This is a genomic window from Bradyrhizobium dasycarpum (genome assembly GCF_042019905.1).
Lineage (GTDB): Bacteria > Pseudomonadota > Alphaproteobacteria > Rhizobiales > Xanthobacteraceae > Bradyrhizobium > Bradyrhizobium japonicum_B.
Genome location: NZ_CP169574.1, coordinates 4,472,874 through 4,488,588 on the forward strand (window position 1 = coordinate 4,472,874; position 15,715 = coordinate 4,488,588).

16 protein-coding genes and 1 pseudogene are annotated in these 15,715 nt (G+C 65.0%); 7 read left to right on the plus strand and 10 right to left on the minus strand.

What is annotated here, in order from left to right:
- Positions 1-29 precede the first annotated feature (29 nt).
- On the minus strand, positions 30-665 hold the full coding sequence (locus ACETMP_RS21445) for a response regulator transcription factor (protein WP_027563589.1): 636 nt from the start codon (positions 663-665) through the stop codon (positions 30-32).
- A gap of 184 nt (positions 666-849) precedes the next feature.
- On the opposite strand from ACETMP_RS21445, the gene ACETMP_RS21450 reads away from it, so the two are divergent.
- On the plus strand, positions 850-1,104 hold the full coding sequence (locus ACETMP_RS21450; RefSeq protein ID WP_375157749.1) for a hypothetical protein: 255 nt from the start codon (positions 850-852) through the stop codon (positions 1,102-1,104).
- Positions 1,105-1,155: 51 nt separating this feature from the next.
- Here ACETMP_RS21450 and ACETMP_RS21455 read toward each other — a convergent pair whose 3' ends face one another.
- From ACETMP_RS21455 to ACETMP_RS21485, 7 genes are all read right to left on the minus strand, one after another.
- Entirely contained in the window at positions 1,156-1,659 is a 504-nt protein-coding gene (locus ACETMP_RS21455; protein WP_375157750.1) for a response regulator, read from the minus strand.
- Between the two features lie 141 nt (positions 1,660-1,800).
- Entirely contained in the window at positions 1,801-2,118 is a 318-nt protein-coding gene (locus ACETMP_RS21460) for a hypothetical protein (protein WP_027563592.1), read from the minus strand.
- Positions 2,119-2,120: 2 nt separating this feature from the next.
- Positions 2,121-2,999, minus strand: coding sequence for a CheR family methyltransferase (locus ACETMP_RS21465; RefSeq protein ID WP_375157751.1), 879 nt, complete (start codon positions 2,997-2,999; stop codon positions 2,121-2,123).
- 60 nt (positions 3,000-3,059) lie between these two features.
- Positions 3,060-3,446: a PleD family two-component system response regulator gene (locus ACETMP_RS21470; RefSeq protein WP_028133211.1), complete on the minus strand. Its 387-nt coding sequence runs from the start codon at positions 3,444-3,446 to the stop codon at positions 3,060-3,062.
- Between the two features lie 31 nt (positions 3,447-3,477).
- Positions 3,478-3,954 (minus strand): chemotaxis protein CheW, encoded by a 477-nt coding sequence (locus ACETMP_RS21475; RefSeq protein WP_375157752.1) that lies wholly within the window; start codon positions 3,952-3,954, stop codon positions 3,478-3,480.
- A gap of 24 nt (positions 3,955-3,978) precedes the next feature.
- On the minus strand, positions 3,979-6,783 hold the full coding sequence (locus tag ACETMP_RS21480) for a chemotaxis protein CheW (protein ID WP_375157753.1): 2,805 nt from the start codon (positions 6,781-6,783) through the stop codon (positions 3,979-3,981).
- Between the two features lie 436 nt (positions 6,784-7,219).
- Positions 7,220-7,681 carry a response regulator gene (locus ACETMP_RS21485; protein WP_375161953.1) on the minus strand — a complete coding sequence of 154 codons (462 nt, stop codon included), beginning with the start codon at positions 7,679-7,681 and terminating at the stop codon, positions 7,220-7,222.
- 426 nt (positions 7,682-8,107) lie between these two features.
- Here ACETMP_RS21485 and ACETMP_RS21490 point away from each other — a divergent pair, with 426 nt between their 5' ends.
- The 4 genes from ACETMP_RS21490 to ACETMP_RS21505 all read left to right on the plus strand — a co-directional run bounded on the left by ACETMP_RS21490 (position 8,108) and on the right by ACETMP_RS21505 (position 10,580).
- Entirely contained in the window at positions 8,108-8,818 is a 711-nt protein-coding gene (locus ACETMP_RS21490; protein ID WP_375157754.1) for a Crp/Fnr family transcriptional regulator, read from the plus strand.
- A 186-nt stretch (positions 8,819-9,004) separates the two neighbouring features.
- Positions 9,005-9,703, plus strand: a complete 699-nt coding sequence (locus ACETMP_RS21495; protein WP_375161954.1) for a Crp/Fnr family transcriptional regulator — start codon at positions 9,005-9,007, stop codon at positions 9,701-9,703.
- Between the two features lie 153 nt (positions 9,704-9,856).
- Positions 9,857-10,231 carry an Hpt domain-containing protein gene (locus ACETMP_RS21500; RefSeq protein WP_375161955.1) on the plus strand — a complete coding sequence of 125 codons (375 nt, stop codon included), beginning with the start codon at positions 9,857-9,859 and terminating at the stop codon, positions 10,229-10,231.
- 100 nt (positions 10,232-10,331) lie between these two features.
- Positions 10,332-10,580 (plus strand): hypothetical protein, encoded by a 249-nt coding sequence (locus ACETMP_RS21505; RefSeq protein WP_375157755.1) that lies wholly within the window; start codon positions 10,332-10,334, stop codon positions 10,578-10,580.
- Positions 10,581-10,622: 42 nt separating this feature from the next.
- Here the strand turns inward: ACETMP_RS21505 and ACETMP_RS21510 are convergent, their stop codons facing one another.
- A complete protein-coding gene (locus ACETMP_RS21510) occupies positions 10,623-11,240 on the minus strand; it encodes a LuxR C-terminal-related transcriptional regulator (RefSeq protein WP_375157756.1) in 618 nt (205 codons plus the stop codon).
- Positions 11,241-11,562: 322 nt separating this feature from the next.
- On the opposite strand from ACETMP_RS21510, the pseudogene ACETMP_RS21515 reads away from it, so the two are divergent.
- Together ACETMP_RS21515 and ACETMP_RS21520 are read left to right on the plus strand one after the other, a co-directional pair.
- A pseudogene (locus ACETMP_RS21515) lies at positions 11,563-12,727 on the plus strand (hypothetical protein).
- Between the two features lie 663 nt (positions 12,728-13,390).
- Positions 13,391-14,599 (plus strand): EAL domain-containing protein, encoded by a 1,209-nt coding sequence (locus tag ACETMP_RS21520; RefSeq protein WP_375157757.1) that lies wholly within the window; start codon positions 13,391-13,393, stop codon positions 14,597-14,599.
- 16 nt (positions 14,600-14,615) lie between these two features.
- On the opposite strand, the gene ACETMP_RS21525 is transcribed toward ACETMP_RS21520, so the two are convergent.
- Complete coding sequence (locus ACETMP_RS21525) at positions 14,616-15,476, minus strand: DMT family transporter (protein ID WP_375157758.1); 861 nt, start codon at positions 15,474-15,476, stop codon at positions 14,616-14,618.
- Between the last annotated feature and the right edge of the window lie 239 nt (positions 15,477-15,715).

Consider the following 15,715-nt stretch of genomic DNA (forward strand, 5'->3'; position numbering starts at 1 on the left):
CGAAAAAATATCCGCAATACAGCCAGCCTTTACGACGCGCGCTGGGCCGCGGTCATCACGATGCGGATCAGATCGGCGGCGTTGCGCGCGCCGAGCTTCTTCATGATGTTGGCGCGGTGATCCTCGATCGTGCGCGGGCTGATGCCGAGCGTGCGACCGGCTTCCTTGTTGGACGCGCCGGAAGCAAACTGCTCGAGCACCTCGCGCTCCCTGCGCGTCAGCGGCTCGCGTCCGGGGAAATGCAGCGAGCCGAATTTCGGCGAGGCGTTCTCCGCCTGCCTGCGTGCATAGGCGCCGATCGCCTCGTCGAGCCGGCCGACGATCTCGCTGCCGCGGAACGGCTTCTCGATGAAGTCGAGCGCGCCGCTCTTGATCGCGCCCACCGCCATCGTGATGTCGCCCTGTCCGGAGATCATGAAGATCGGCGCCGGATAATCCTCGCCGTGCAGCTCCTTCAGGATGTCGAGCCCCGACTTTCCGGGAATGTGCACGTCGAGCAGGATTGCAGCCGGCGTGCGGTTTCGTGCGACGGAGAGCAGCGCTGCGCCGTCCGCGAAACAGATCACCTCATAGCCCGCCGCCTTCAACACCATCGACAGGGTGTCGCGAACGGCAGGGTCGTCGTCGACCACGAAGATTTCACCGCGAGAGCTTTGTTCGGCCATGTGCCACATCCGGTTGGCATGAAGGACTCGCGTCCGCGCCAACCGTTATGGCGTTCGGCGCGGATTCGGCCCACCCGTATTTGTACGGGACATGGACTTAACGCACAAGTAGCGGCAAGGTGCCTTATTGCGGGGGACGGAGAATATCCATGCTAAATTACGCTGGCACACCCCGCTCGCCGCGATGGCTGACACCGACAGCCGTCAGTTGATTGCAGCCGAACTTCGCTCTCTGATCGCGCGCATCGAACTCAGTATGCGTCTGATCGACGCGGCCATGGAGGAAGAAGACGCCGGCTGTGTTTCGGGTTCCAGCGAGATTGTGGTGCTCGACGACGTTACGCCCCGTTTTGCCACGGCCAGCGCCGCCCTCAACGCCTGCCGGGCTGAACTCGGCCAAGCCCTGCGACAGCTATCGGAATTCAGCAACCCGACATAGAGCGCGATCGGCGCTGAACGCCGACCGCATCGCATGGCAGCTCCGCGAGGCCTAAGCGCGGTGCCGTTCCACGATCGCGTCGGTGGCGACACCGCCCCAGGTGTGGATCGCGGGAAGGCCCATCGCGATCTTGCCCAGATTGGCGAGGCTGATGCGCAGGGCCGCGAGGTCGAGCGGTTTCGGCAGGCTCTGGAGCTCGATCCCGACGGACCGAGCAAAGCTGCGAGCGGCGCTGCGGCGCTTGCCGTCCATGCCGCTGATGACGATCACGGCGCCGCCGAACTTCGCCGCTGCCATCTCGCGCAGCACGTCGATGCCGTCGCCATCCTCCAACACGAGATCCAGCGTCACGCAATCGAAACGGGCGGTGCGCAGCTTCTCGATCGCATTCGCCACGGACGGCGCCACGGTGACTTCGTGGCCGGCCTGGTTGGCGGCGACGGTGATCAGGCTGCGCTGCGTGGCGTCGTCATCGACCACCAGAAGCTGAAGCGCACGCCGTTCGGCGCCGTCGGGCAGGTTTGACGTCATGGGCGAAAGAGGACTTCTGGGCATTTCCGTATCCTGAGATTGAGACGGTCAACGGATACAATGTTCGCGCTGAGGCCACGTAAAGCTGCCGGCGCGAATTCGCTTCGAAATCTTCAGAAAGTGTGAAGCAAGAGATCGGAAAGGACGGCAACGGACGCGGGCGGATCACGCCGCGGCGTCATGGCCGCCGGCCGCGCCGCGCTTCTTCCTGTTCTTGCCGCGCAGGAACTGGATGTCCATTTCGGCGCCGTTGACGCGGACCAGCTCGCAGCGGCGATAGGCAAGGCCGGTGGACGACAGCAGCAGGAAGAACTCCTTCAGGTTCAATCCCTGGATCGAGCCCTCCACCGTGAGAATGGCGTCGGTGTCGGAGATCGCGTTGAGCTTGCAGTCGCGGCGCCAGGTGCCGTCGATCGCCATGATGCAGACATCATAGCCGCGACTGAACGTCACGCGTTCGGTACCCTTGCCATCCTCGGCCATGTCTATCGTCCTGCCATCACCGCGAGGCGCGGCGCCGCGCCGGCGAGAACCGGCTTGGCGGCTGCGGCACGCGGATCGTTCGGCTTGTAGAGACCGCGCCGGTCCGCAATCGGGCGGAACGTATCGGTCAGACCGACGACGGTTTCGGCCGCGCCCAGCACCAGGAAGCCATCGGGCTCGATCTGGCGCGCCAGCCGGTTGAAGATGTTGATCTTGGTGTCCTGGTCGAAATAGATCAGCACGTTGCGACAGAAGATGACGTCGAAAGTGCCGAGCTGGGAGAAGTCGTGCAGCAGGTTGAGCTGGCGATGCTGAATCATCGCCCGCAATTCGGGATTGACCTGCCAGGTCTCGCCGGTCTGCTTGAAGTATTTGACCAGCATCTGGATCGGCAGGCCGCGCTGCACCTCGAACTGGCTGTAGACGCCGGCCTTGGCCTTCTCCAGCACCTCCTGCGACAGATCGGTCGCGATGATCTCGATGCGCCAGCCGGTGAGGGCCGCGCCCATCTCCTTCAGGCACATCGCCAGCGAATAGGGCTCCTGCCCGGTCGAGCCGGCGGCGCACCAGATCCTCACGCTGCGCTTGCCGGCACGCGCCTTGATGATCTCGGGCATGATGGTGTCGCGAAAATGATCGAACGGGACCTTGTCGCGGAAGAAGAAGGTCTCGTTGGTGGTCATGGCTTCGACCACGTCGGTGATCAGCTGACGCGAGCCGCCTTGCAGCTTCTGCACCAGCTCGGCGATGCCGGAGAGCCCGGCCTTGCGGGCCAGCGGCAGCAGGCGGCTTTCGATCAGATATTGCTTGTCTGCGGACAGGTCGAGACCGGAATTGTCCTTCAGGAACTTGCGCAGGTACTCATACTCGGTCGGGGTCACTGGTAGCCTCTTCGAAGCAGTACTGGAACATTCTGGCCAAATGCGCGGGGCCAGAGTCGCTCAGGCCATGGCTTGTCCGACCGGGAGCAAGCCGACTTCAGCAAACTTGTCGGCGATGATGTCTTTGTCGAAGGGCTTCATGATGTACTCGTTGGCGCCGCCGCTGAGCGCCTGGGCGATATGAGCCACATTGTTCTCGGTGGTGCAGAACACCACCTTGGGCTGGTCGCCGCCGGGCAGGCGGCGCATGTGGCCCATGAATTCGAAACCGTCCATCACGGGCATGTTCCAGTCGAGCAGCACCGCGTCGGGCAGCTGCCGCTGGCAGATCTCGAGCGCCTTCGAGCCGTCCTCGGCCTCTGTCACTTCGAATTCCAGGCCCTCCAGGATCCGGCGCGCGATCTTCCGCACCACGCTGGAATCATCGACCACCAAGCAGGTCTTCATTTCGGTTCTCCGGCTCCGATGTTTCGTTGGCTCACGCGGCCATCTGCACTTTGGTTTCGAGCTCGAGGACGCGATCGACGTCGAGGACGACCATGAGCTGTCCGTCGAGGCGGTGGACGCCGCCGGCGAGCTTGGCCATGCGGGGATCGAGGTTGACGGGGTTTTCCTCCATGCCGGCTTCGGGCAGGCGCAGCACCTCGCCGATCTGGTCGATCAGAAGGCCGTAGGATTCGCCGCGCAGATCGACGCCGACCGCCATCGGCACCTTGCCGTCCTCGGGCTGCGGCAGGCCGAGACGGGCGCGCATGTCGACCACGGTGACGATGCGGCCGCGCAGATTGAGCACGCCGGCGATCTCGCGCGAGGACAGCGGCACGCGGGTGACGCGCTCGGGCATGAACACGTCCTGGACGCGGGAGATCGGCAGGCCGAACAGCTGGCCGCCGATCATCGCGGTGACGTATTCGACCATGGCACCTTCGCTGGACTGCATCTTGTTGTTGGCCATAAGCCTGTCTCCTGATCCCCTGGGTTACGCTGCGGCCCGGCTCAGCTCGGAGGCGCCGGCGGCGCTCGCGGTCTGCTCCTTCAGCGCCGCGATCAGGCCGGGACGGTCGAACTTGGCGACATAATCGTGGAAGCCGGCCTGCCGGCCGCGCTCGATCGCCGCCGGCGACACCAGCGCCGACAGGCCGATGATCGGCATCGAACCGAGATTGTTGTCGGCGCGGATGGTCTCGGCGAACTCGAACCCGTTCATGTCGGGCATCTCGATGTCGGTCAGCACCACGTCGAAGCTCTGCGCGCGCAGGGCAGCCAGGCCCTCCTGCGCGGTCGGCGCGGTGCGGACGCGGTAGCCGGCCGCCTTCAGCACCGGGGCCAGCATGTTGCGGAAGAACGCGCTGTCGTCGACCAGCAGCACCGACTGCGAGTGCAGCGACGGCTTCATCTCCTTGCGGGTGAACCAGTCGGAGAACGCCATCGGCAGGAAGTGGCCGACGTCGATCACCTCGGTGGCCTGGCCCTTGATCACGGCCGAGCCGAGAATGCCGGAGGAGGAGCCGCCGACCTCGATGTTGAGGCGTTCCTCGACGATGTCGATGATCTCGTCGACGACGAGACCCATGGAGCGGCCGTCGTCGGCGAACACCAGGATCGGCTGGGCGCCTTGGCTGGCGATGGTGACGCCTTCCATGGCCACCAGCGGCATCAGCTGCTCGCGGTACTGCACCATGTAGCGGCCGTTGGAGAACTCGATCTTGTCGGCGGGCAGCTCTTCCAGGCGGGTGACGAGGCCGAGCGGGACCGCCTTGGGCTGCGAGGAGCCGGCGCGGAACACCAGCAGCGAAGTGGTCTGCTCGCCCGAGCCGATGTGATGGGCGCCGTTCTCGTCGCCCATGTCATGGGCCGAGGAGCCGGCGGCGCCGAGCGCCTTGGCAATGCCGTTGGGGTCGATGATCATGATGACGGCGCCATCGCCCAGGATGGTGTTGCCGGAGAACATGTCGATGTGACGCAGCTTGGTCGACATCGGCTTGACCACGATCTCTTCGGTGTGGAACACGCCGTCGACCACGATGCCGAAGGTCTGGCTGCCGACCTGAGTGACCACGATGAAGCCGTTCTCGGGATCGGAGGCCGCGCCGTCGTCGATCTTCAAGAGCTTCTTCAGGTGGATCAGCGGCAGCAGCTTGTTGCGCAGGCGCAGCACCGCGGTGTCCTTGATGCGCTCGATGCGGTGCTCGGAGTTGGCGCGGGCCCGCACCAGCTCGACCACCGAGAGCTGCGGGATCGCAAAGCGGTCGCCGGCGGCTTCCACGATCAAAGCGGAGACGATGGCGAGCGTCAGCGGGATCTTGATGGTGACCGAGCTTCCTTCGCCAGCCACCGACTTGATGTCGATGGTGCCGCCGATCTGGTCGATATTGGTGCGCACCACGTCCATGCCGACGCCGCGGCCCGAGACCGAGGTGACGGCGGCCGCGGTGGAGAAGCCGGGCGCGAAGATGAACTTGTGGATCTGGGCCTCGCTCATCTTCTCGAGCTCGGCCTCGGTGACGAGACCCGAGGAGATCGCCTTGGCCTTGATCTTCTCGGTGTTGAGGCCGCGGCCGTTGTCGGCGATGCAGATGATGATGTGGCCGCCCTCGTGATAGGCGGAGAGGCGAATGGTGCCCTGCTCGCCCTTGCCGGCGGCGAGGCGCTCGGCGGGGGTCTCCAGGCCATGATCGGCGGAGTTGCGCACCATGTGGGTGAGCGGATCCTTGATCAAATCGAGCACCTGGCGGTCGAGCTCGGTGTCGGCGCCGTGCATCTCCAGTTCGATCTGCTTGCCGAGTTCGGATGAGAGGTCGCGGACGATGCGGGGCAGCTTCTGCCAGGCATTGCCGATCGGCTGCATGCGCGTCTTCATGACGCCTTCCTGCAGCTCGGCGGTGACGTTGGACAGGCGCTGCAACGGCACCTTGAACTCGGTGTCCTCGTTGCGGCGGGAGATCTCCAGCAGCTGGTTGCGGGTCAGGACCAGCTCGGAGACCATGGTCATCAGATGCTCCAGCGTATCCACGTTGACGCGGATCGACTGGTTGGCGATGGAGGCGCCCTCGCCGGCGCCCTCGTCGGCCATCGACTTCTTCGGCGCGGCCTTCTCCTTGGCGGGTTTTGCGTCCTTGGCGGCCGGCGCTTCGGCAGCGGGCTCGGCCTTCACCTCGGGCTTCACTTCAGGCTTCACTTCGGCCTTGGCAACCGGCGCAGGCACCGGCGCTTCGATCGCGGTCTCGCGGAAGGCGCGCTCGAGCTCGTCGAGCGAGACCTCGCCGGGACGGAGCGGACGCTCCAGGGTCTGGTCGATCAGCGTGCCCGTCGCCATCTCCTTGGCGGGTGCGGCAGCCGGGGCTTCCGGCACCAGCGGCGGGGCGTCGGCGACGGGAGCCGCCGCAATTGATGCTGACATCGCGGCCATGCCCTGCTCTACCATCGCTTCCAGCTGGTCGATGAGGTCGCGGTCGTTGCCCTCGGGCTCGGCCTCGGTGGCTTCGAGCCCTGCGAGGATCTCCTTGATGCGGTCGATCGAGGACAGGATCACCGTCACGGCTTCGGCCGTCACCGGCATGCCGTCGCGGAATTTGCCCATCAGGGTCTCGCCGGCATGGGCCAGCGCTTCGAGCCGGGGCAAGCCGAGGAAGCCGCAGGTGCCCTTGATGGTGTGGACCAGGCGGAAGATGTTATCCAGGATCTTGGCGTTGTTCGGCTCCTGCTCGAACTTCACCAATTGATTGTCCACGGTGTCCAGGCTCTCGCTGGTCTCCGTCAGAAACTCCCGCAACAGATCATCCATGAGCTACGCCTTACTGACCTGAACATTGACTCGATCCGGACTTCGACGCCTGAGCCATCCTCGGCACGGACGGAAGTCCTCCTCTGGATCGTTAGACAACCCCTTTCACAGTCCCGTTAATTTCATCCTCCGTGCTAATACGGATATTGAAGAGAAGTTTGGGGTTCGGCGGAAGGCAGCAGCGCTTTTCGGCAAATCCGGCGGCGCGCCGCAGCGGCGGGAAGCATGCGGTGACGCGCCGACGGCAGCGGGGCGAAGCGCGCGGGAAAGTCCTGCTCGTGAAGGACCATAGGGCGAGCGTGCGGAACGTTGCACCGGGCCGACCGCAGGCGGGAATGCGCTCGCACTCCCGGTTTCGCGTTGTCGCCGCGCGCTGCAGGACCGGCGTTTGAGGTAAACGAACGGTTACCTCGTCGTCATGACGGCCGGCGTCGCGCTAACCCAATCGCGCGGCCATGCCGTCGTCGGGACGACGCTCCGCCAGGCAATCATTGATGGCGGCGAGCAGCGCGTGCGGCGTGAACGGCTTGCGCAGACAACGCGCGGCACCGAGCTCCAGCGCCATCCGGAGAAAGTCGGGTGCAGGCGAATTCAGATCGGCGAAGGCGTAGCCGGACATCGCGATCAGCGGAACGACCGGCGCGCGCTCGTGGAAGATCCGGATCGATTCGAACCCGCGCATGTGCGGCATGAAGATATCGACGATCATCAGGTCGACCTGTCCATGTTCGAGGGCGCGCAGTCCGGCTTCGCCTCCATCGGCAATCGTCACTCGAAAATTGTTGCGCTGAAGATAGACCTCGATGGCCATGCACACCATCGGGTCGTCGTCGACGACGAGAATATGGTGTCGACACCCGGTCCTCTCCTGAGCTTCCGGCTCCGGCGATTCAATCATTGGACCGTGAGACACGCCTTCCTCCTTCGCTTTTGATCAAGAGAGAGATGGCCGCCAACGTCATTAGGGACCGAGGACGGAGACGACCGAGATGAGATGCGCGGCGCGCCGGGGTTCAGAGCCCTGTGGGATGATCATCACTGGTTCGACGGACGTCACGGGTCACCAGGCGCCCAATCGCGGCACGGATGCCATGCTTCCGGCTCATGCGGCCCCCTTACCGCTTTTCCTGCACGCCCTTGCAGGCGACGCGCCCGCTCACGAGCGAATCGATATCCCTCTCATTTCGGCCGCAAATCAGACGGCTTGTCTGCCCTCTAACGGGTATATGGACGCCGATACAACCTTTACAATAATTTGTGTTCACCGCGCAATTGGACAACGAACGTCCGCAGAATAGTTCCAACGACCCGCCGGATTGACCTCATGACCGCGAGCGGCCCCCCGCCCAATCAGCTGCTGCAATCGCTCGAACCGCCGGCTTTCGAGCTGCTGCGTCCGCATCTCGCGACGGTCGAAATGGTCAGGAAGTCTGTCTTGGGTGAAGCGGGTGCGGCGCTGAGATACGTCCACTTCCCGCATGGCGGCTCGGTCTCGATCACGGTCGGCCTGGCCGACGGCCAGACGATCGAGATCGCGATGCTCGGCCGCGACAGCGTCGTGGGCGGCGGCGCCGCGCTGGCCGACGGCATCGCGCTGTCGGACGCGGCCGTGCTGTTTTCCGGTACCGCGTCCATGCTGGAAATCGCGGCCTTCCGCTCCGTCGCGGCCGCGAGCACCTCGTTTCGCGAGCTGATCATCCGCCACGAGCAGTTCTTGCTCGCGCATGCGCAACAATCGCTGCTCTGCAATACGCTGCACCCGGTCGAGGCGCGGCTCGCGCGTTGGCTCCTGCGCGCCCGCGACCTCTCCCCCGGTGAAATCCTGCCGCTGACCCAGGAGGCGCTGGCGCAGATGATCGGCGTCCGGCGAAATGCCATCTCGTTGGTCGCGCATGACCTCCAGCGCGCCGGCATCATCCACTACAGCCGGGGCCACATCGAGATCCGCGATCTGCGGGCGCTGCAGGCGACGTCCTGCGAGTGCTATGCGACGGTGAAGGTTTGCCACCTCCGCCTCCTGGGAGAGGAGCCGTGACGACGGCTGGCGCCGTCGATCGTGTGCCGGCAGGAACGCCACCTCCGGGAACGAACGTCGGAGCGGACATCTTGTCCCAATTGCCAACATATCCCGAGGGGAACATGATGGAAGCTGCTGCGCCGCACGAGACCTTGGGCATCGCGCGATTCGATCGGCAGCACACGGGAGGCAGCTTTGGAAACGATGGTGCGCTCGTCCAACGGTTTCCTGTCCGCACTTCCGGCAGACGATTATGAATTGATCCGCCCGCACCTACGAACAGTCGATCTGCCCCATGATGCCGTGCTGGTCGAGGCCGGCGAGACGCTGAAGCGCGCCTATTTTCCCCACCGCGGCGTTATCTCGCTGGTGGTGAAACTCGCCAGGGGCGAACACGTCCAGGTCGCCATGATCGGCCGCGACAGCTTGCTCGGCACGCTCTCGACCATGGGCGATGCGTGCGCGTTGAACACTGCCCTCGTGCTGATTCCGGGCCTTGCGTCGGTGATGGATCTCGACCGGCTGCGGATCGCCGCCGACCAGAGCAGCACCCTGCGCACCGCGCTGACGCGCCACGGGCTGGCGGTTTATGCCCAGGTCCAGCAGACCGCGGGCTGCAACGCCGCCCATCCGGTGGAGTCGCGGCTGGCGCGCTGCCTGTTGCACACGCATGATCTGTCCGGCGATTACAGGCTGCTGCTGACCCAGGAGGCCATGGCACAGATGATCGGGGCGCGTCGCAACAGCGTGTCGCTGGTGGCCAATACGTTGCAGCAGGCCGATTTCATCCATTACAGCCGCGGACACATCCAGATCCTCAACCTCGACGGCCTGCGCCAGACGGCCTGCGAATGCTACGCCACCGTGAAGGCGCAGTACGACCGGCTGCTCGGCGCGCGCTGATAGCGGCCCGCATGGTGAACCGCCAGCTAATGCCGGCCTGCAAACACCTCATGTCCCGCTATCGGAACTGAAATTGGCGTGCGGTAGACACGGGAGACCCTCGCGCCGGCACGTGCCGCGCGACAAATGACCCGTGATCAAGGCAGCAAGGCCATGTTTGACGTCACCGTCGCACCCGCGCAGAAGGCGCTTGATGCCGAGCCCGCGCGCGAGCCGCGCGCATACGAAGCGCTGGTGCGCGAGATCTGCGAGGACGGGGCCCGTGAAGTGCGCGAGGTGTTCTGGAGCGAGACCGCGGCACGCCTGCGGCAATTCCGGACGCTCGCGCTCGCGCAGCACCACGGCAGGATCGCGCGCGAAGCGCATTCGCTGAAGAGCGCCGCCGGAACGTTCGGCTATGTCAGGCTGGCGGCGCTGGCGCTGACGCTGGAGAAGACCGCGGAGAGACTCGGCGATGTCGAATTCGGCGATCTCCTGGACCTGATGGATGCGGCTTACGCCGCCGCCCGCGCCCAGGAGCCGCGCTGACCACCCGCGCGTGCATTCCCGCCGTACTTCTACGGCTTGGGATATTTAGAGATGGCTAATCATAGGTGGCGATAGTCGCGGCAAACCAGGAGGGTTGTCCATGTTCACCTTTGAGACTGCGGACCAGAAAGAGGTTCGCCGCTTCCGCATCGCACAGTTCAACGGCCGGATGGCAACGGTGAAGGCTGGCGACTCGACGGTGACGGGCTTCGTGCGTTCGGTACTGGAGCAGGAATCGAGCATGCCGCCCCGCTGGACCATCACGATCATCCCGAACGAGCCGAAGGAAATGATCAAGCCGCTGCGCCCCGCCTCGCGCGCGCGTCCCTTCGCCGAAGACTATTTCTGAGCGCGACCGGGTTTCGCCGAGCCCGGGCCGCCACCGGCCCCCTCAGTCGATGGAATGCAGCAGTGCCGCGCGGACCAGGTCCGCGGTGTTGCGCGCACCGAGCTTGCGCATCGCCTCGGCACGATGGCTCTCGAAGGTGCGCGGGCTGATCTGCATCCGAAGCGCACCCTGCTTGTTCGAGTATCCTTCGCTGATCAGCCTCAGCACCTCGCGCTCGCGCTTGGTGAGGCGCTTCTGGCCCGTCAGGCCGAGCAGTTCGGCGCTCGGCACGCGCGGAGCCTGCTGTGCCCGCGGAGCCCTATTGTCCGCGACGCTGGACGGGACCGACAGGCTGCCCTTGTCGGGGCCGGCAAGCTGCTTGACCAGGGCGCAAACGCGCTCGGTCTGCGCCAGCGCATTCTCGACCACCCGCTGCAAATAGGCACGGTCGGCGCTCGCCGGCGCCAGCTGATCGCTGTGATGCTTGATCTCGCCCATATAGAGCAGCAGCGCAGTCAGGGGGCCGTTGAGCTCGCGGGCGATGGCAGCTGCCATCTCGTCGGCCGCCTTGGCCCGGGCGGCACTCAAGCGGACCAGATCGAGCTCTTCGGTTGCAGCAGCGCTGCTGTCGTACCATTCCGAGGGCGGCGAATCGGTGGCCGTATCATTCTGTGACCCCATGTCACTCATTTAGCGGAACCGGGGCCGGCCTGTGGTTAACTTTTTGCTCCGTAAGACTACGGTGATTTCGGCGGATTTGCGCTGAAATGACGGCATCGGCACAATTTGTGCCTGCGCGAGGTCGCGGCCGCCCCGCGAAGGTTGAATTCAGCCGGAATTGGACCAAGAGGCGGGCCATAATCGCCCGGCCCGGCCGCGGCCCCCCTGATTTTACGGAATAATTAACGGCGACTTGCTTCTCTTGGCGAGGTTGAGAGCGCGCAAATGCCTCCACGCATTGGGCCTGCACGCCCGCGGGAAACGCTGCGAAAGATTGCGTGCCATGAACGAGATCGATCGGCTGTCGGAATTCTTGCAGAGGCTGACGCCGCTGTCGCGCAGCTGTCTGCTCAGCGAGCTCGAGCGGCTCGAGCTGTGCGGTATCGACATGCCGGGTTCCAGCGAAATCCAGTCCCGCTTGCGCGCCGAATTTCGCAAGGACGGATCGACCCAGGCGCGCGCCACCAGTCCTTCGCGCTATTTCTTCGCGCCGCTCGAGCTGCTGCTGATCGACGGCGCGCCCGAGCACGGCAACATGGGACGGATCTCGCGCAATACCCTCACTCCGATCTGGGAGTGGATCTGCCGCGACCTGCTGCCGACCATGGCGCGCGACTACATCAAGGCGATCAACGACCAGATCGCCGTGAACAACCAGAAGGAGGTCCTGAAGGTCGCCTCGACCTTCCAGACCAAGGTCGTCAAGGTTCTCGAGGAGCACCTTCGCCTCAGTGGACAGCACCGAGTTCGCGCGCGCCAAGCTCGCGCAATACACGGCCTCGCGCAGCGCCTTCGACGACGTCAGGAAGATGCTGTATGTGCTGCGCGCCGGCGATGCGCTGCCCAAGTTCAACGAGAAGCTGCCCGAAAGGATCGCGAAGTTCGACGACGGCCAGGTGGTTCAGATCACCGCACAGCTCGACGCCTTCAAGAAGGCGCACCCCGAAGCACTGCCCTTCGCGCTGGCGCTGGTGGCGAGGCGCCTGACGACGTCCTGGCAATTGGTGCGGCTCGCCACCAAGGCTGCCGCAAGCAAGAGCGCCAGTGATGTCGCCGCCACGCCCTATGCCTGCGTCGTTCACATGGTGCTCGACCGGCTCGACGACAAGCGCCTCGCGCTTCGCGTCGCGCTCCGGCACAACCGGGTGCTGATCGCCCGCGACCTGCTCACCGATATCTACGACACCGAATATGCGCTCAAGGTGCGCATCGACGGCATCGAGAATTGCGAATGGGGCGTCCGCCTTCAGCAATTGATGGACGCGATCGCAACCCTGGTGTCGGCCGAGGTGAGCCGCTTCCCGTCCAACGTCGGCCATATCCTCGGATCGCGGCGATTGCGGAGCCACGACACGCTCTCGGGCAAGCTGACTTACCTCGCCTGGAAGGGACGCGACGTGGTGCACGACGGCGCCGCGGCGTTTCGCAAATTGATCGGGCAGAGCTGATCTCTGCGCCTATTGCGCGCGCGGCAGGCACAGGAAGCGGTCGAGGAATCGCCCCGACATCACGACCCGGAACCACCAATAAGCCATTCGCCGTGTCGTCATGGTCGCAATCCTCGACAGCCCACCACCGGCTGCGCGGAGCAATAGCGCAAGTGCGGCAATCCGCGTGTAATGCGCTTCACATTCGCGGCCGCGGGCGCGGCTGCGATGTCGCAGGACCATCGCGAGCGTCAGCGAGACATGCCCGCCTTGCGCGCATGCGGGCGGTTCGGCGCCGCTGTCGCTCGCCCCAACCCGCCGCGGACGACGCGGTCCTGTTCACCCATCCTTGTCGAGCGCCGCCAGCCCGCATTCAGAACGAGTGCCTGCGATTAATCTTCCGATGCGTCGCTGGTGCCTCGAAAGGGCACACCACCTCGACGCCGCCTGCATCGGCCGAGGAACAGACGCTCCCGATATCGTGTGCGAGAGATTCTGCAAGCGTTGCAGTCGTTGCGCGTGCGGTGCTGGGGTGTGCGAATTCTTTTCGAACAGACTGTCGAAAAATTAGCTCGAATTGCAGGGCTTAACGTTACTCAGATAATTCAACAACGATGTGAAGCTCTCCTTATTTGAACCCACGCTCGCCGTTTAAGAAACCGTCACGGAACGGGAGTGGTGTAGATGAACGATGGGATGATTGAACTCCTCGGACGAAGGCCTGTGACCTTCGGGCGAAGAAAGGTGACGCCGCGGGCCTGCGTGGCCGACAGCAAGCGTCACTTGCGCGCCTTCCTCAGCGAAGTGCTCGAGGATCTCGGCTTCGTTACCAGCGAATGCGCCAGTGCGGACGAATTGCAGACGGTGCTCGCCAGCGAATTGCCGGATCTGATCCTGCTCGGCGTCGCCACCGACGGCATCGAGCCGGGACGGTTTCTGGAGATATTGGTGCGTGAGGCCTTCACCGGGAAAGTTCTGGCGGTCGGCGCGCGCGAATCGATCATCGTCAGGGCCGTGCGGCAGGTCGGCGAGGAATATGGCCTCGCCATGCTGCCGCCGCTGACCACGCCCTTCGCCGCGGAGACGCTGCGCGAGCGCGTGGCGATGCTGCTGCCGGAAGAGCCGGCGCCGAGCCCGGCCGTCCATGTCGGCGAAGCGCTGCATGCCGGCTGGCTGGAGCTGTGGTACCAGTCCAAGATCGACGCGCGCACGCTGGTCCGCAGCGGCGCCGAGGCGCTGGTGCGGATGCGGCATCCGACCTGGGGCGTCGTGCCGCCGGCCTATTTCATTCCGGAGCCGCATGATCCGCATCTGCGCGACCTGTCGGAGTTCGTGATCGACCGCGCCATGCAGGACTGGCACTATCTGCTGGAACAACAGAGCCCGGTCGATCTGTCGATCAATCTTCCCGCCTCCTATCTCAGGGAGCCGCAGGCGGTGCGCGATCTCTGCCGCCGCGTGCCGACGCATCCGGCCTTCGGCGGCCTGACCGTCGAGATCGACAGCGAGGAGGCGATCCGCGACCTCGATCTTCTCACCGAGGTCGCGCGCGAGGTCGGCCTGCACAATATCGGCCTGTCGATCGACAATCTCGGCGCCAACTGGCCGGCGCTGATGGAGCTGGACCGGATTCCCTTCGTCAAACTGAAGGCCGACCGTCAGTTCGTCACCGGCAGCGGCAACGACCGGCTCAAGCGCACGGTGTGCCGTCACATCGTCGAGCTCGCGAAGGGTTATGGCGCGCGGGCGGTGGCGCAAGGTGTCGAGAGCCGCGCCGACCTCGTCGTCGCCAACGAGCTCGGCTTCGACCTCGTGCAGGGCTTCCTGTTCGGCAAGCCGATGCCGCTGAAGAAGTTCGCCCGCTCGGCGCTGACGAAAACGGTGATGGAGTAGCCGTAAGGCACAACCCTCACGCAAACCGCCGCGCGAAGAAGACGCAGGCGACCACGAGCATGGTCGCGGCGATCATGCTCCAGGCGACGGGCTCGTGCAGCAGAAGCCCAGCGAGCGCGAGGCCGAAGAACGGCTGGAGCTGCTGCAGCTGGCCGACGCGTGCGATGCCGCCGAGCGCGAGGCCGCGATACCAGAAGATGAAACCGACGAACATGCTGAAGATCGAGACGTAAGCAAGCCCGATCCAGGCCGGCACGCTGACGCCGCTCCAGGATGGCGGCCAGCTCAGGATCGCGACCGGCACCATCAGCGGCAGCGCCAGCAGCAGCGCCCAGGAGATCACCTGCCAGCCGCCGAGCCGGCGCGACAGCGCCGCGCCTTCGGCATAGCCGAGCCCGCACAGCACGATCGCGGCGACCATCAGGAGATCGCCGATCAGCGAAGCCGATCCATCGCCGGACAGGGCGAAGCCCACCACGGTCGCGCTGCCGAGGCCGGCGAACAGCCAGAACAGCGGCTGCGGCCGCTCGCCGCCGCGCAGCACGGCGAAGATCGCCGTCGACAATGGCAGCAGGCCGATGAAGACGATCGAATGCGCGGACGTGATGTGCTGGAGCGCCAGCGCGGTCAGCAGGGGAAAGCCGACCACGACGCCGACGGCGACGATGGCGAGGGACGCGAGATCGCTCCGCTGCGGCCGGACCTGACGCAGCAGGCCGAGCACGGCGAAAGCGATCAGCGCGGCGATCACCGCGCGCATCGAGGTCAGGAACAGCGCGGAGAAGCCGCCGACCGCGACGCGCGTCGCCGGCAAGGAGCCGCTGAAGATGATGACGCCGAGAAGTCCGTTGCCCCAGCCGCTGGCGGAAGAGTGCATGTTGGTCTCGCTTGGGTGGGCGGCGGATCGCGTGCCGCGGCGCTCGAACGCCTCGCCTTCTGCCATGGACCATCAAAAGTGCGAAAACAACCCCATGCACAGTAGACGGGGGTTGCAAGATCAATGGGTTAGGTGGGGGGTGGGAAGAGGGGCGGATCGGGCAGGAGTTCGGGATGCGAAAGGTCGGGAGAACGTGGTTTGACTCGCCTGTCCGGCACACTGAAGCGGGCCGCCGGGAA

Bases quoted from the DNA above. Each gene is read 5' to 3' on its own strand.
- ACETMP_RS21445 (WP_027563589.1), bottom strand. From the start codon at position 665: ATGGCCGAACAAAGCTCTCGCGGTGAAATCTTCGTGGTCGACGACGAC.
- ACETMP_RS21450 (WP_375157749.1), top strand. From the start codon at position 850: ATGGCTGACACCGACAGCCGTCAGTTGATTGCAGCCGAACTTCGCTCT.
- ACETMP_RS21455 (WP_375157750.1), bottom strand. From the start codon at position 1,659: ATGCCCAGAAGTCCTCTTTCGCCCATGACGTCAAACCTGCCCGACGGC.
- ACETMP_RS21460 (WP_027563592.1), bottom strand. From the start codon at position 2,118: ATGGCCGAGGATGGCAAGGGTACCGAACGCGTGACGTTCAGTCGCGGC.
- ACETMP_RS21470 (WP_028133211.1), bottom strand. From the start codon at position 3,446: ATGAAGACCTGCTTGGTGGTCGATGATTCCAGCGTGGTGCGGAAGATC.
- ACETMP_RS21475 (WP_375157752.1), bottom strand. From the start codon at position 3,954: ATGGCCAACAACAAGATGCAGTCCAGCGAAGGTGCCATGGTCGAATAC.
- ACETMP_RS21480 (WP_375157753.1), bottom strand. From the start codon at position 6,783: ATGGATGATCTGTTGCGGGAGTTTCTGACGGAGACCAGCGAGAGCCTG.
- ACETMP_RS21485 (WP_375161953.1), bottom strand. From the start codon at position 7,681: ATGATTGAATCGCCGGAGCCGGAAGCTCAGGAGAGGACCGGGTGTCGA.
- ACETMP_RS21490 (WP_375157754.1), top strand. From the start codon at position 8,108: ATGACCGCGAGCGGCCCCCCGCCCAATCAGCTGCTGCAATCGCTCGAA.
- ACETMP_RS21495 (WP_375161954.1), top strand. From the start codon at position 9,005: ATGGTGCGCTCGTCCAACGGTTTCCTGTCCGCACTTCCGGCAGACGAT.
- ACETMP_RS21500 (WP_375161955.1), top strand. From the start codon at position 9,857: ATGTTTGACGTCACCGTCGCACCCGCGCAGAAGGCGCTTGATGCCGAG.
- ACETMP_RS21505 (WP_375157755.1), top strand. From the start codon at position 10,332: ATGTTCACCTTTGAGACTGCGGACCAGAAAGAGGTTCGCCGCTTCCGC.
- ACETMP_RS21510 (WP_375157756.1), bottom strand. From the start codon at position 11,240: ATGGGGTCACAGAATGATACGGCCACCGATTCGCCGCCCTCGGAATGG.
- ACETMP_RS21520 (WP_375157757.1), top strand. From the start codon at position 13,391: ATGAACGATGGGATGATTGAACTCCTCGGACGAAGGCCTGTGACCTTC.
- ACETMP_RS21525 (WP_375157758.1), bottom strand. From the start codon at position 15,476: ATGCACTCTTCCGCCAGCGGCTGGGGCAACGGACTTCTCGGCGTCATC.